Consider the following 13,849-nt stretch of genomic DNA (forward strand, 5'->3'; position numbering starts at 1 on the left):
GGTCGGGGTCCGGCGTCAAGTGCCTATCGACCCGCGTCCGACGGCGCCCGCCCCGAGACCGAACCGCCCCCGGTCGACGGGCCGTCGGCGGGCGGTTCTGGGGCTTCGTTCCCGTCGCCCCCGGCCTCGGACGGTTCCCGGTCTAGCGGCACGGAGACCGTCACGAGCGTGCCCCGCGGGTCGCGCTCCTCGAACGATATCCGGCCGCCGAGGTGGTCGACGCCCCACTTGACGATCCACAGGCCGATCCCGCTGCCGTGTCGGAGGGGGGTCTCCGTGCCGCGGTCCAGAACGTCGTACTCGGCCGGATCGATCCCGGGGCCGTCGTCCGCGACGGTGACCTCGATCCACCCGTCCGCGACCGCGGCGTCGACCCGCATCCACGGGGCGTCGCCGTCGTTGTGTCGCACCGCGTTCGAGCAGAGGTTCTCTAAGACGACCACCAACACCCCTCTGACGGGGACGGTCGGCACCTCCCCGACCTCGACCCGCGCGTCGGGACCGTTTGCTCGCGCCTCCGCGACGGCCTCGTCGACGACCGCCGGGAGCGGCCTCCACTCCGACTCGTCCGTCGGGTCGAACAGCTCGCCGGCGGTCCGGGTGCGCTCGCTGAGGTCCAGCATCCGCTCGGCGCTCTCCGAGATGACGGACATCGCGCGCTCGTCGGTCGGGTCCGAGCGAAGCTGTTCGGCGTACCCCAGGATGAGGTTCGTCTCCGTGCGAACGTCGTGCCGGAAGACGCGGTTGAGCACGTTGAGCCGCTGCTGTTGGCCGAGGTACGCCCCGACGTCGTGGTAGGTTATGACCCGCGCGGTGGTGCGGTCGTGGTCGTCGACCACGTCCCTGATCGTCGCCTCGTAGGGGCGCTGCCCGTCGCGTCCGACGACCCGTATCGCCCGCGGTTTGTCGTCCCCGCCCGCGTCGAGCTCGCGGACCGCGTCGTACTTCGGAACGACCGCCGACGCCGGCTCGCCGATGGCGTCGCGGCGGTCGACGCCGAACGTCTCGGCCGCGCTCTCGTTTAAGTCGACGAGGAGCCCCTCGGTCCCGACGACGAACACGGGGTCGTGGAGCTGCTCGAAGACGAGCTGTCTCGCCCGGCGGCGCGGGGCGGGCGCGAGCGTCAACAGCCGGAACCGCGAGAGCGCGAGCAGGTACGCGACCCCCGAGACCCCGAACACCAGCGGCGTGGGGTCGAGCCCGGGGATCGGGATCGCGCCCGAGAGGTACGCGACGCTGCCGGCCCACGGCGCCGCGGTCCCGACGAGGAGCGCCGCGCTCTGTCCCCGGAACGGGCGGGCGTCGTCGCGGATCAGCTGGATCAGCGGGACCGATCCGACCGCGCCGAGGAGGTAGGTGTAGCCCGCGATGATGTAGTACAGCGGCCCGGGCACCACGTCGAGGAACGTGCCGACGGCGGTCTCGCGGACGACCCGGTCGACCGCGAGGAGGTTGCCCGGGTCGCCGGCGGCGGCGACCGCGACGGTGGCCGCGGGCACGACGGACACCATCGCCACGGAGAACGGGGTCACGTAGCGGTCGTAGCCGGTGTACGCCAGCGCGAAGAAGAGCCACCCGACCGGGATGGCGACGACGCCGACCCACTGGACGTCGTACCACAGCGCCTTCGCCGGTAGCGTCGTCGCCTCCAGTTCGAAGACGAGGAACGTCGCCCACCAGACCTGCCCGGCGAGCATCACCGCGAGCCAGGTCGCGCCCGGCTCCGGGCGCTCCCGCCACGCGAGGATCGCCCCCGCGAGCCCGACCGTCACGGCCACGAGGAGGGCGACGGACAGGGGACTCAGCGCGGCCATGGCGTTTTTTACGCGCATCGCATTTATAACTCATCTGGTCGAATTAGTTCATCGAAAAAATCGGTCGCTCGGGCCTCAGCGCAGGGAACGTCCCGCTCTCACAGCCCGATCGCGAGGAGGGCGACGCCGGCGACGAGGTAGCTGCCGTCCGGGGCGACGCCGAGCGCCGTCCCGTCGAGCCGCCCCGCGAGCGCGGTGACGGCCAGGGAGACGGCGAGCCCGACGGCCAGCGCGGCGAGGGCCGGCGGCGCCGCCGCGCCGGTCGCGAAGGCGACCGCGAGCAGCCCGGCGGCGACGGCGTCGACGCCGAGGAGGATCCGCCGCGTTCCGGCGACCCCGAAGACGACCGGGAGCGTCGCCACGCCCCGCGCCGCGTCGGCGGCGGCGTCCCTGACGTTCGGGACCTCGACGTCCACGAACGAGCGGACGAGGACGTACGCGAAAAGCAGGGCGACCGTCCCCGGCCCGACCGAGTCGACGGGGACGCCCGCGAACGCGAGCGGGGCGGCGACGACCGCGACCGCCCAGGCGAGCGCGACCGCCGCGGAGTTGAGGAGGAACACGTCCTTGAGCCGCGGCACCGAGCCCGCGCCGAGCGGCGCGAGGCGGTCGCCGAGGGCCGGGAGCCAGTCGGTGGCGTAGCCGATCCACACCGCGCCCGGGACGAGCGCGAGCGCCAGCGCCGCGGGCCCGGCGCCCGCCGCGAGCGCGACCGCGAGCCCGTAGCTCACGGCGGCGGCGACCATCAGCTGGTCGGCGTAGCGGAGCGCGAAGCGGGCGCGCAGCGGCGTCGAGTCGGCGTCGCCCTCCGCGTCGGCGACGTGGTCGGCCGCGTACACGGAGAACGCGATCAGCCCGACCGCGACCGGCGCGGCGGACCGCTGGACCCCGAGCGCGGCCGTCACGAGCGCCACCTCGACGGCCGCGACGAGCGCGGTGAACGGGGCGCCCGCGGCGAACGCGGCGACCCGGCGCACGGCGCCCGTGTCGGGAGGAGTCACATGCGAGCGATACTGCGATGTCGTGCCGTCTGCCGTCGACGGCTTCGTCGGTTCGTTTGCCATAGAGACGTTCGCCGCCGGTCGACGGCGAACGTGCGATATGGGGGATCGAGCCGTATCTATCCATCCCGTTCGGCGTTAATAAAACGCGAATTCGCGCTGTATCGGATTCGCCGGTCCGGCCCGTCGCGGGGGTTCGGGCTTCAGTACGCTTTTGACCCGAGCGGCCGATATCTCGCCCATGGACGGAACCTTCGATCACGTGATGATCCGCGTCGAGGACCTAGAGGAGAGCCTCGACTGGTACCAGACGCACCTGAACTACGAGGAGAAGGGCCGCTGGGAGGCGGACACGTTCACGAACGTGTTCCTCGGCCCCGAGGACGTTCACGAGGACGGCGCCCTCTTAGAGCTCACGTACAACCACGACGGCCGCAGCTACGAGATCGGCGACGCTTGGGGCCACATCGCGGTCCGCGTCCCCGAGGACGCGCTTCAGGAGTCGTACGACCAGCTGATGGACGAGGGCGTCGAGGACTACCGCGACCCCGAGTCCTGCGGGAACCGCTACGCGTTCGTGAAGGACCCCGACGGCCACGAGATCGAGATCGTCAAGCGCGACCACGGCGCGAAGTGGAGCATCGACCACACGATGATTCGCGTCGAGGACGCCGACGAGGCGCTGGGCTACTGGACCCGCAAGTTCGAGTACACCGAGTTCCCGGGCCGCTGGGAGGCCGACACGTTCTCGAACTACTTCGTGGCGCCCGAGGACGCGGCCGAGGAGGCGATGAAGCTCGAACTCACCTACAACTACGACGGCCGCGAGTACACGATGGGCGACGGCTGGGGCCACGTCGCGGTGCGTGTCGACGACCTCGACGAGGCGTGGGACGACCTCATGACCCGCGAGGCGCCCGACTACCGCGACCCCGCCTCGTGCGACCACAACTACGCGTTCACCAAAGACCAGGACGGCCACGAGGTCGAACTGGTCACGCGGGACTGATCGACTCCGCCCGACCGCGGTCACGCGGGCGACGCCGCCCCTCTGCTCCCCCGCTCGCGCCCGGTTCGGACCGGCTCACTCCTCGAACTCGACGCCGGTGATCTCGAACCGCGCGCCGCCGTCCTCGCTCGCTCCCGCCCGCACCGACCAGCCGTGCGCGTCGGCCACCTGCTCGACGATCCGCAGCCCGAACCCGGTCCCCGACTGCGAGGTCGTGTGCCCCGCCTCGAACACGTCTTCCCGGCGGTCGGGGTCGATGCCCGGGCCGTCGTCGGCCACGTAGAAGCCGTCAGGCAGCGTCCCGACCGCGACCGTCACGTCGTGGCCGCCGTGTTCGATCGCGTTCCGGATCAGGTTCTCTAACAGCTGCTTGAGCCGCCCCTCGTCCGCGAGGATCATCCCCTCGGCGTCGGCGCGCAGCGTCGCGTCCCGGGTGTCGACCGTCCGCCAGCAGGAGCCGACGACCCGGCCCAGGTCCACCGGGTCGGGGTCGGTCACGGGGTCGCCCTCGCGGGCGAGCGTGAGCAGGTCGTCGATCAGGGCTGTCATCCGGCCGTGCGCGCGCTCGACGGCCGCGAGGTGGTCGCTGTCGCACTCCTCGCGGGCGAGTTCGGTCCGGCCGCGCGCGACCTCCAGCGGGTTCCGCAGGTCGTGTGACACCACCCCCGCGAACTCCTCTAAGCGGTCGTTCTGTCGCTCCAGTTCCGACGTCCGCTCCGCCAGCCGGCGGGTGCGCGCCTCGGCCTGGAACGCCGTCTCGGCCGCCGTCGCCAGGATCCCGGCGAGGTACTCGTCGACGCCGCCGAACACGCCGGGCTCCGTCTCGCCGACCGAGATCGTCCCGTAGTCGCCGATCGGGACGATCAGCAGGCTCCGGAGGTCCGTGTCGGCGTCGAGCGCGTCGGTCTCGCGGATGTCGTCGAACTTCCGGGGCTCGCCGGCGTCGTACGCGCCCCAGTTCAGGCTCCCCCCGTCGGGGGTGTAGGTCCGCCGCTCCGGCAGCAGGTCCTCCGCCTTCGGCGAGACGGCCATCGGCACCAGTCCGCCGGCGTCCTCGTCGTGGATCCGGACCGTGACGATCGAGAACCCGAGCACGTCGGTGGCGGCCTCGACCGCCCGCTCCGCGATCTCCTTCCGCGAGTCCGCCCGGACGAGGGTCCGCGTCGCGTCGTGGAGCCGCTCCACCCGGCTCTCCCGCTCGATGCGGTCGAACGCCGCCTCGAGGTGGCCGGTGAGGATCTCGGCCACGAGCACGTCGGTGTCGGTGAACTCGTTCGGCTCCGGCGAGGAGACGACGAACAGCCCGTGGTCACCGATCGGGCGCAACACGAGGCTCTCCGCCGGCGAGGGCTCGTCGAGCGGCTCGTACGTCGACAGCTCGTCGACGACGAGCGACTCGTCGCTCCGGAAGGCGTCCCACGCCATCGCCGCCCGCGTCCCCGGCGGCGCGTCCCGGTCGTAGGACGGCTGCTCCTCGAACAGCGCGGGCACCGACTGGCCCAGCGCGACCGGTTCGAGGCGGTCCCCCTCCTCGGTGCGGAGGTGGATCCCGCTCAGCCCCGCGTCGATCAGGTCGTCGACCGCCTCCACCGCCAGATCGGCCGCCTCCTCGGTCCTCCGGGCGTAGTTGAGGTCCCGGGTCCACTCGCGGAGCCTGGCGAGGGTCCGCTCGCGCTCCTTCCGGTCGGAGACGTCCCGGGTGGTGACGACGTACCCCTCGATGTCGTCCGTCTCGATCCGGTCGCTCCCGACCGATTCGAGCCACCGGTACTCGCCGTCGGCCGTCTCGAACCGGTACTCGGCCGTCGGTGGGCCCCCCTCGACGTCGACCTCGCCGAACGCCGCCCTGACCGCCTCCCGGTCCTCCGGGTGGACGTAGTCCAGCGACCGCTCGCCGAGCAGGTCCGACGGGGCGTGGCCCGTCACGCGCTCGCAAGAGGGGCTCAGGTACCGGAAGCGCCAGTCGCGCGACAGCACGGCGACCACGTCGCTGGCGTGTTCGATGAACGCCCGGTGGCGGTCGCGGTCGGTGGCGTCGCGGATCACGCCGACGAAGTGTCGCTCGCCGTCCGCGGTGAACTCGCCGTACGACAGGGAGACGGGGACCTCGTGGCCGTCGCGGTGGAGCGCGTTGAACCGGACGTCCGACCAGTCGACGCTCCGCTCGCCGGTGGCGAGGTACCGCTCGACCGCTCCGAGGTGGTCGTTCCGGTGCCGGTCGGGCATCAGCGTCGTCAGCGGCTCGCCCTCCAACTCGCTCGGCTCGTACCCGAACACCGACTCGACGGCCGGGTTCGCGAACTCGATCACGCCGTCGGTGTCGACCGACAGGATCGCGTCCGACGCCCCCTCCGCGACCGCGCGGAACTGGCCGACCGCCTCTTCGGCCTCCAGTTCGGCGCGCCGCTTCTCGACGGCCTCGACGACCCTGTTCGCCAGCCGCTCGTACCGCTCCGTGCCGCCGCGCTTCTGGAGGTAGTCGGTGACGCCGGCGGAGATCGCTTCGCTCGCGACCTCCTCGGACCCTCGCCCGGTGAAGAGGATGAACGGGAGGTCCGAGTAGCGCTCGCGGACCGCGGCGAGGAACGCCAGTCCGTCCCGCCCGGGCATCTCGTAGTCCGAGACGACGCACTCGACCTCATGGTCCGCCAGGACGTCGAGCCCGGCGTCCGCGTCGGGCGCCGTCTCGACCGCGATCCGGTCCGCCTCGCGCTCTAAGAACGAGGCGGTGACCTCTCGCAGGTCCGGGTCGTCGTCGACGAGGAGGACCGGGATGCGGTCGGACATACGGTCGGAATACTTACCATCCCTGTATAATGGTTTTGCCCCGCCGCGCGTCGGACGCCGAAATTCGACGGAAAGACCGCGAGCGACGCCGGTTCCGGGGTGACCTCTCACTTACCGAGCGACCCGCCCGCTCGCGCTCGGCTCACTCGTCCGGGGACCGGTCGGCCGCGGGCCGGAAGACGACGAGCCGCTCGCCGTCGGTGGCGCGCTCCCCGACGGCGGCCGTCACCGCGTCGCCGATTGCGACCTCCGGGGCTGCGTCCCCGTCCGGGTCGTCCCCGCGGACGATCCCCGTCAACCGCGTCGGGCCGAAGTCGACCACGGCGGTCGCGTACGGCGCGTCGTCGGCGAAGCGCGGCGACGGGACGTGGACGACGCTGTACGTCTCGACGGTCCCCGTCTCGCGGAGCGGCTCCCGCGAGAGGTCCGGCGACCCGCACTCGGGGCAGACGCGACGCGGGGGGAGCGAGCCGTGGCCGTCCGGGCACGCGAGCGCGAACCCCTCGCCGTCGGCGAGTGCGTCGAGCCACTCGGCGTAGTCGCGGTCGGTCGGCGGGGATTCTCCGCTCGGGTCCTCGTCGCTCATTCCGCCACCTCCAGCACGTGGACGACCGCGCTGGCGACGGTCCCGCCCGCGTTGTGCGCGACGCCGACCTCGGCGTCTGGGACGTGCTCGCTGTTGGGGTGGTCGCCGCGGAGGAGCCGGGTCAATTCGGCGATCTGCGAGCCGCCGGTCGCGCCGACCGGGTGGCCCTTCGCCTTCAGCCCGCCCGAGAGGTTCACCGGGAGGTCGCCGTCGGCGGTCGTGACCCCCTCGCGGGCGGCCGAGATCCCCTCGCCCGGCTCGAACAGTCCCAGCGACTCCAGCGCCAGCACCTCGGCGATGGTGAAGCAGTCGTGGACCTCCGCGACATCGACGTCGCTCGCCTCGACGCCGGCGTCGGCGTAGGCCGCGTCGGCCGCGTCGTCCGCGGCGGGCGTCCGGGCGAGTCGGTCGCGGTCGCCGAGCGCCATCCGGTCGGTCCCCTGTCCGGTGCCCGTCACCGCGACCGACGCGTCGAGGTCGTTCCGCTCCGCGTACTCGGCGGAGACCAACACGAGCGCGCTCGCGCCGTCGGTGATCGGGCAGGCGTCGTACAGGTGGAGCGGCTCCGCGACCGGCGGCGCGTCCATCGCCTCCGCGACGGACACCTCCTTCCGGTACTGGGCGTACTCGTTGGGCACGGCGTTGGCGTGGTTCTTCGACGCGACGTGCGCGAGGTCCTCGCGGCTCCCGCCGTAGGCGTCGAAGTAGGCGTTCGCCATGAGCGCGTAGGCGCCGGGGAAGGTGACGCCCGCCCGCACCTCGAAGAGGTCGTCGGCCGCGATGGCGAGGCCCTCGGTGACCTCGGCGGTCGGGAGGTTCGTCATGCGCTCCATCCCGCCCGCGAGGACCACGTCCGCGTCGCCCGCGGCCACCGTCCGGACCGCCTCCCGGACCGCGACGCCGGCCGACGCGCACGCCGACTCGTAGCGCGTCGCCGGGCAGCGCACCCCGGCGGCCTCGGCCATCAGCGGCGCCTGATGGCCCTGGTGCTCGGCGAGCGCCCCCATGAAGTTCCCGTAGTTCAGCTCCTCGACGTCGGCCCGGTCGACCGCCGCGTCCTCGAACGCCCGCAGCGCGGCCTCGCCGAACAGGTCGCGGCCGGTGCGCTCCGGGTGACTGCCGAAGGGAGTGAGCCCGACCCCGGCGACGCGTACCTCTGTCATACACGAACGATGATCGGGGACGTGGTTTATCTCTGCCGGAACCGGGGTTCCGGCTCGGCGGCGGGACTGAACGGTCGGACGAACGGTCGAACGAGTCCCGGCTGTGCGCCCGATCAGCCGATGTAACGGAGGTCGTCGTCCGGCACCGCCGGCCCCTCCTGCATCTCGCGGATCTTGCCGACGACCTCCTCCATCTCCTCGGCGCGGTCCTCTAAACTCTCGTAGTCGACGGACATGTCGAGGACGGCCTCCAGCGTCTCCAGCACGGCGCGGGCGCTCTTCGGGTCGACGAGGTAGCCGCTCGTCTCGCCCATCAGGCAGGCGGCCTCGAACCCGCGGCGGCCGCCGAGCCCCAGCACGAGCCCGGAGACGCCGACGATGCCGCCCGCCGGCTCGTCGGCGCGGAACTCGACGCCGGCGTCCTCCAAGTCCTCCGTGAGCGCGCCGTCGGAGACCGCGCCGAGGACCGTGTACTCCTCGACGAGTTCGCCGGTCGGGACGCCGCCGAGCGCGAACGCGCGCTGCGCGCCGAACGCCTCGGCCACGTCGAGGAACGTCGAAGTGAGCTTGTAGTGGCCCGCGTTCGACCCGGCCTGGTGGTCGCCGGTCAACACGAGCAGGTCGGCGCCGTCGGTCTCGACGGCGTGGAACTCGGCGCAGGTCAGCTCCGCGACCCCCTCGTCGTCGACGTTCACCTGCGGCGGGAACTCCGTGGCGTACACCCGGCGGACGAGCTCCCCGTCGAACTCCTCCAGCAGGTGTTCGGCCGCCAGCTTCCCCACGTGCCCGACGCCCGGCAGCCCCTCGATCAACACCGGGTCCGTGAGCTCCGGCGTCGCGACCTCGTCGATCTCGATGTCCTCCATACCCCGTCCGTCCGGGCGGCGGTCACAAGAGCGTGGCTATTCCGGTGGCTCGCGATCGATCGGACGCTCCGGGCGCCGCCGCGGCGTCCGCGCCTACTCCGAGCCGCGTCGCCGCGCCCGCCGTCGGTACTCGCCGTACGGGTCCTCCGGGCCGAACGGGGCCGGCGCGCTGTTCTCGGTCGGGCCGTCGCACTTCGGGCACCGGTCGCCGAGCGCGTACACCGGCCGTTCGTGAGCGGCCTCCCAGTTCGCGCAGACGCGGATGTCTGATTTCACGGATGAAAAGGGGTCGGGTCGGACCGAGTTACTCGTCGTCCTCGCGCCGCTCGCGGTGGAACTCGCCGGCGCCGCCGGCGGCCTCGATCGCCTCGCGGGCGCGCTCGGCGGCGGCTTCGAGCTGCGACTCCGCCGTCTTGTAGTCCGGCGCGCGGACCTTGATCCGGTACTCGGGCGAGCCGACGTAGCCCACGTCGAGGTCGACGCCGTCCGGGACCTCGCCGTTGCCCTCGGCGGCCGCGAGCGCGTCGCGCACGTCGTCGACGCCGTCGGGGGCCGCCGACTCGAGGTCGACGTAACCGGTCACGTCGACGTACGGGACGGAGACGTTGTCGCGGGCGGCCGCGACGACCGCGTCGACGGTGTCGGCGTCGACGTCGACGTCGTCGAGCGCCTCGTCGCCGCGGATCGCCGCCGCCTCGAAGGCGTCGTAGAGGCTCTCGTACTCCGCGAGGAGCGCGTTGGCGACCGACGTGTAGCGGTCGTCGTCGACGTCCTCGCCGAGCGCGATGAGCATCCAGTTGTCGGCCTTCTGGGCGTTCTTCCAGTCCTGGATCGTCTCCTTGCGCTGGTGTTCGTTGACGTCTTTGATCGAGAGGTCGATCTGGTTCGACGACTCGTCGACCTCCAGCACCTTCGCCACGACCGTCTGTCCCTCGCGGACGTGGTCGCGGACGTTCTTGATCCAGCCGGACGCGACCTCGCTGATGTGGCAGAGGCCGCGCTTGTCCTCGTACTCGTCGAGGTCGACGAACACGCCGAAGTCGGCGATCTCGTCGACATCGCCGACCACCAACTCGCCGGGTTCGGGCCAGCCGCTGTACTTCATGACGGAGCGGTGAGGCGGTTACCGCGCCTCAACGGTTTCGACGATTTCGCCGTGAAGCTCCGCCTCCCCGCCGGTGGGGGTCGCGAGGGTCGTGCCGCAGACCGCGCACGACACCGTCGAGGAGGCCTTGCCGAAGACGACCTGTTCGTTCTCGCAGTCGCCGCAGGCGACGCGGTGGAAGTCTCCCGCCATGCTTACTCCTGGAACGTGAGACGGCCGGCGCGCCATCCCTCGCGCATGTGGGCCTTCCCGCAGTCGCCGCAGCGGTACTTCAGGTGGGTCTTCTTCGTCGGCTTGTCGCCACCGGGCACCTTCGAGTACCCGCCGGCGTTGCCGATGGTCGCGAGCGCGCGGCGTCGCTGTCGCGCGTCGCGTTTCATTCCGGTCGCGCGACCCGATCGGACCTTCTCCACCTCGTGCTCCTGGTGGGAGTCACAGTGGGGGCAGTACGTGTTGAAGCGGCGTGGCATTTCCATGGATATCGACCTTGAGACGCGGTTCGTCGCCGACGCTTAAAACGGGTTTGGTCTGGGGCGCCCGCGCCGCGGTCCGCGTCCGTCTATTCCTCCCACTCGGCGACCGCTCGCACCGGCGATCCGTCGGCACCGCGGAGCCGGAGCGGGAAGGCGGAGAGCCGGAACCGCGCCGGGACGCCGTCGAGGCCGCAGAGGTTCTCGACGATCGGCAGCGAGGCGCCCAAGAGAACGTCGTGGGCGGGCGTCTCGTCGGGCTCGCCGTCCTCGCTCGCCTCACCGTCTGCCCCTCCGTCCGCCGTCGGCGTCGGGTCCGGACCGAAGGCGTCGAGCCCGACGCCGACGCCCGCCTCCCGACACCGCTCCGCGGCCGCCGCGGTCAGGTACGGGTGGTCGCGGTACCGTTCGGTCCCCCAGTGCGACTCCCAGCCCGTCCGGAGGACGAGGAGGTCGAGGTCGCCGTCGAGGGCGTCGGGGTCGGGCAGCGCGTCGGCCCTTATCGGCTCCCGCGGTTCGAGCGGGCGGGGGTCCACGAGGCGCGCGTCGAACGCGAACCGGTCGACGTCCCGCTCGTCTATCGATTCGCCCCCGGGCACGGTGTGCCACGGCGCGTCGACGTGCGTTCCCGCGTGCGTCCCGGTCCGGAGTTCGCTCGTCGCGTAGCCGTCGGCCTCGTGGGTCGCGTCGGGCGCGAGCGTCACGTCGGGATCGCCGGGATAGGTCGGCATCCCCGTCTCGATCGGTCGCGAGAGGTCGCGGAACACGACGAGCGATGCGGTCGCGTCGCGGTTAAGTCGGTCGCCCTCGCGTCCCGCGTCGCCGCCGACCGCGCCCCCTCGGTCGCCGAGGTTCCGCGGCCCGAACGTATTTCCTCCGCCCGCCGCTGGGTGGGTTCATGTCGGAACTGCCGCTGGACGCGTACTACGACCTGACCCAGATCGGCGAGGTCGCCGTCTCCCCGACCGGCGACCGCGTCGCCTTCACCGCGACCGAGTACGACCAGGCCGCCGACGAGGCGGTCTCCTCCCTCTTCGTCGCCCCGACCGACGGGTCCCGCGAGCCGCACCGCCTGACGAGCGCCTCCGGCGCCTCCGCGCCGGCGTGGGGGCCCGACGGCGACCGCCTCGCGTTCGTGGCCGCCCGCGACCGCGACGCCGAGAAGCGGGTCGGCTGGCGCGACCGAGACGACGATGAGGACGAGGAGGACGCTGAAAGCGGGGACGAGGACGCGGACGCCGAGAGCGAGGGCGACAGCGAGGAGCCCCTCGGAAACGGCGACGACGGGCCCAAGCCGCAGGTGTGGATCTTCGACCTCGCGCTCGGCGGCGACGCGCGGCAGGTCACCGAGCGCGACGAGGGCGTCGCGGACTTCGACTGGTCGCCCGAGGGCGACCGCCTGGTGATCGAGTCGCGCGACCCGACCGACGAGGAGTCCGAGTACCTCGACCAGGTGCGCGAGGAAGGCGGCCCCATCGAGACGACGCGGCTCCAGCACAAGGTCAACGGCGCCGGCTGGACCGACGAGGTGACGCGGTACCTGTTCGTTGTCGACCTCGACGACCCCGAGAGCGACCCTCGCCGGCTCGACGACGCGTACGGCGGCGGCGCCTTCGAGGACATCGCCGGCATGAGTCCGACGTGGGGGCCGGACGGGCGGATCGCGTTCACCTCGTGTCGGCTCGACCGCCCGGACGACACCTCCGTCCGCGACCTCTACGCGGTCCCAGTCGACGGCGGCGACGCCGAGCGGCTCACGGGCGGCGACCTGGCCCACGGCGCGCCGGCGTGGCGTCCCGACGGCGACGGGATCGCGACGGTCGCCAGCGATCCCGACGACCCGCCCGCGCCGGCCGAGGTGTACCTCGTCGACGCAGCGGACGACGCGGACGCCCGTGACGACCCGGCCTCCCTCACCGCCGCGCTCGACCGGACGGTCGCCCGCGGCGGCGAGCCGTCGTGGGTCGACGGCGAGATATACGCCCGGATCGCCGACGAGAGTCAGACGCGGCTGGTCCGCGTCGAGACGGACGGCACCGTCGAGCGCGTCTTCGAGGCGCAGGGCCGCGACCGCGCGATGGCCGGCATCGACGTGGCCGACGACGGGTCGACGGCGGTCGTCGTCCTCTCCGACCCGACCGAGGGCACCGACCTGTACGCGGTCGACGTCGACGACCTCGACGCCGCAACGGAGCCCGAGTCCTTCCGGCGGCTCACCCGCGTCAACGAGTCGCTCGTCGACGAGTTCGCGATACCGGAGGCGCGGCGCGTCGAGTGGGAGTCCGACGGCTGGACGCTCGACGGCGTGCTCTACCACGACCCCGAGGTCGACCCCGAGTCCGGCGACCACCCGCTCGTGGTGGCCATCCACGGCGGGCCGATGTCGTACGACGAGCCCGTCTTCAGCTTCGGTCACGCCGCGCTGACGAGCCGGGGCTACCTCGTCTTCCGCCCGAACTACCGCGGCGGCACCTCGCGCGGCCGGGAGTTCACCGCCGAGCTGACCGGCAAGTGGGGCACCGCGGAGGTCGACGACATCGCCGCGGGCGTCGAGTCGCTCGCGGACCGCGGCTGGGTCGACCCCGACCGCGTGTTCGGCCACGGCTTCTCGTACGGCGGCATCGCCCAGGGGTTCCTGGTCACGCAGGAGCCGGACCTCTTCGCCGCCGCGGCGCCGGAACACGGGATCTACGACATCCGGTCGGCGTTCGGGACGGACGACACGCACATCTGGATGGAGGCGGAGTTCGGGCTCCCGTGGGAGAACCCGGAGGCGTTCGACGCGTCCACGGCGATCCTCGACGCCGGGAACATCGAGACGCCGCTGCTCGTCATGGCGGGCGGCGAGGACTGGCGCTGTCCCCCGTCGCAGTCGGAGCAGCTGTACGTCGCCGCCCGTAAGCAGGGGGTCGACGCCGAACTGGTCGTCTACCCGGACGAACACCACAACATCGGCGACCCCGACCGCGCGATCCACCGGCTGGAGAAGATCCTCGACTGGTACGAGGCCCACGACCCGGCGGTCGAGGCCGAGTCCGCGGACTGAGC

13 protein-coding genes are annotated in these 13,849 nt (G+C 72.3%); 2 read left to right on the plus strand and 11 right to left on the minus strand.

The genetic code is table 11. From position 1 onward, the window contains the following. Positions 1–23 precede the first annotated feature (23 nt). Positions 24–1,814: a histidine kinase N-terminal 7TM domain-containing protein gene (locus EXE44_RS02080; RefSeq protein WP_137715754.1), complete on the minus strand. Its 1,791-nt coding sequence runs from the start codon at positions 1,812–1,814 to the stop codon at positions 24–26. Between the two features lie 98 nt (positions 1,815–1,912). After that, the gene (locus EXE44_RS02085) at positions 1,913–2,878 is read right to left on the minus strand and encodes a UbiA family prenyltransferase (protein ID WP_137715755.1); all 966 of its coding nucleotides are present in this window, start codon (positions 2,876–2,878) and stop codon (positions 1,913–1,915) included. A gap of 178 nt (positions 2,879–3,056) precedes the next feature. Between EXE44_RS02085 and EXE44_RS02090 the strand changes: the two genes are divergently transcribed. Further along, positions 3,057–3,824, plus strand: a complete 768-nt coding sequence (locus EXE44_RS02090) for a VOC family protein (protein ID WP_121562319.1) — start codon at positions 3,057–3,059, stop codon at positions 3,822–3,824. 75 nt (positions 3,825–3,899) lie between these two features. Here the strand turns inward: EXE44_RS02090 and EXE44_RS02095 are convergent, their stop codons facing one another. From EXE44_RS02095 to EXE44_RS02135, 9 genes are all read right to left on the minus strand, one after another. Then, a complete protein-coding gene (locus tag EXE44_RS02095) occupies positions 3,900–6,611 on the minus strand; it encodes a PAS domain S-box protein (protein WP_137715756.1) in 2,712 nt (903 codons plus the stop codon). A gap of 142 nt (positions 6,612–6,753) precedes the next feature. Continuing rightward, complete coding sequence (locus EXE44_RS02100) at positions 6,754–7,197, minus strand: Zn-ribbon domain-containing OB-fold protein (RefSeq protein ID WP_137715757.1); 444 nt, start codon at positions 7,195–7,197, stop codon at positions 6,754–6,756. Beyond that, positions 7,194–8,360, minus strand: coding sequence for a thiolase domain-containing protein (locus EXE44_RS02105; protein ID WP_137715758.1), 1,167 nt, complete (start codon positions 8,358–8,360; stop codon positions 7,194–7,196). The genes EXE44_RS02100 and EXE44_RS02105 overlap by 4 nt, the downstream gene beginning before the upstream one ends. Before the next feature lie 113 nt (positions 8,361–8,473). Continuing rightward, positions 8,474–9,226: a proteasome assembly chaperone family protein gene (locus EXE44_RS02110; RefSeq protein ID WP_137715759.1), complete on the minus strand. Its 753-nt coding sequence runs from the start codon at positions 9,224–9,226 to the stop codon at positions 8,474–8,476. Between the two features lie 93 nt (positions 9,227–9,319). Then, positions 9,320–9,502: an RNA-protein complex protein Nop10 gene (locus EXE44_RS02115; RefSeq protein WP_121562324.1), complete on the minus strand. Its 183-nt coding sequence runs from the start codon at positions 9,500–9,502 to the stop codon at positions 9,320–9,322. Between the two features lie 28 nt (positions 9,503–9,530). Further along, the gene (locus EXE44_RS02120) at positions 9,531–10,331 is read right to left on the minus strand and encodes a translation initiation factor IF-2 subunit alpha (protein ID WP_137715760.1); all 801 of its coding nucleotides are present in this window, start codon (positions 10,329–10,331) and stop codon (positions 9,531–9,533) included. Between the two features lie 18 nt (positions 10,332–10,349). Then, positions 10,350–10,523 carry a 30S ribosomal protein S27e gene (locus tag EXE44_RS02125; RefSeq protein ID WP_004595868.1) on the minus strand — a complete coding sequence of 58 codons (174 nt, stop codon included), beginning with the start codon at positions 10,521–10,523 and terminating at the stop codon, positions 10,350–10,352. 2 nt (positions 10,524–10,525) lie between these two features. Continuing rightward, positions 10,526–10,807: a 50S ribosomal protein L44e gene (locus EXE44_RS02130; RefSeq protein WP_053771189.1), complete on the minus strand. Its 282-nt coding sequence runs from the start codon at positions 10,805–10,807 to the stop codon at positions 10,526–10,528. Between the two features lie 83 nt (positions 10,808–10,890). Next, on the minus strand, positions 10,891–11,568 hold the full coding sequence (locus EXE44_RS02135) for a cyclase family protein (RefSeq protein WP_137715761.1): 678 nt from the start codon (positions 11,566–11,568) through the stop codon (positions 10,891–10,893). Between the two features lie 131 nt (positions 11,569–11,699). On the opposite strand from EXE44_RS02135, the gene EXE44_RS02140 reads away from it, so the two are divergent. Beyond that, positions 11,700–13,847, plus strand: a complete 2,148-nt coding sequence (locus tag EXE44_RS02140; RefSeq protein WP_137715762.1) for a S9 family peptidase — start codon at positions 11,700–11,702, stop codon at positions 13,845–13,847. Positions 13,848–13,849: the final 2 nt, after the last annotated feature.

The organism is Halorubrum sp. SS7 (genome assembly GCF_005435055.1).
Classification (GTDB): Archaea; Halobacteriota; Halobacteria; order Halobacteriales; family Haloferacaceae; genus Halorubrum; species Halorubrum salinarum.

Coding starts and splice junctions, on each gene's coding strand:
- EXE44_RS02080 (WP_137715754.1), bottom strand. CDS start 1,814: ATGGCCGCGCTGAGTCCCCTGTCCGTCGCCCTCCTCGTGGCCGTGACG.
- EXE44_RS02085 (WP_137715755.1), bottom strand. CDS start 2,878: ATGGCAAACGAACCGACGAAGCCGTCGACGGCAGACGGCACGACATCG.
- EXE44_RS02090 (WP_121562319.1), top strand. CDS start 3,057: ATGGACGGAACCTTCGATCACGTGATGATCCGCGTCGAGGACCTAGAG.
- EXE44_RS02095 (WP_137715756.1), bottom strand. CDS start 6,611: ATGTCCGACCGCATCCCGGTCCTCCTCGTCGACGACGACCCGGACCTG.
- EXE44_RS02100 (WP_137715757.1), bottom strand. CDS start 7,197: ATGAGCGACGAGGACCCGAGCGGAGAATCCCCGCCGACCGACCGCGAC.
- EXE44_RS02105 (WP_137715758.1), bottom strand. CDS start 8,360: ATGACAGAGGTACGCGTCGCCGGGGTCGGGCTCACTCCCTTCGGCAGT.
- EXE44_RS02110 (WP_137715759.1), bottom strand. CDS start 9,226: ATGGAGGACATCGAGATCGACGAGGTCGCGACGCCGGAGCTCACGGAC.
- EXE44_RS02120 (WP_137715760.1), bottom strand. CDS start 10,331: ATGAAGTACAGCGGCTGGCCCGAACCCGGCGAGTTGGTGGTCGGCGAT.
- EXE44_RS02125 (WP_004595868.1), bottom strand. CDS start 10,523: ATGGCGGGAGACTTCCACCGCGTCGCCTGCGGCGACTGCGAGAACGAA.
- EXE44_RS02130 (WP_053771189.1), bottom strand. CDS start 10,807: ATGGAAATGCCACGCCGCTTCAACACGTACTGCCCCCACTGTGACTCC.
- EXE44_RS02140 (WP_137715762.1), top strand. CDS start 11,700: ATGTCGGAACTGCCGCTGGACGCGTACTACGACCTGACCCAGATCGGC.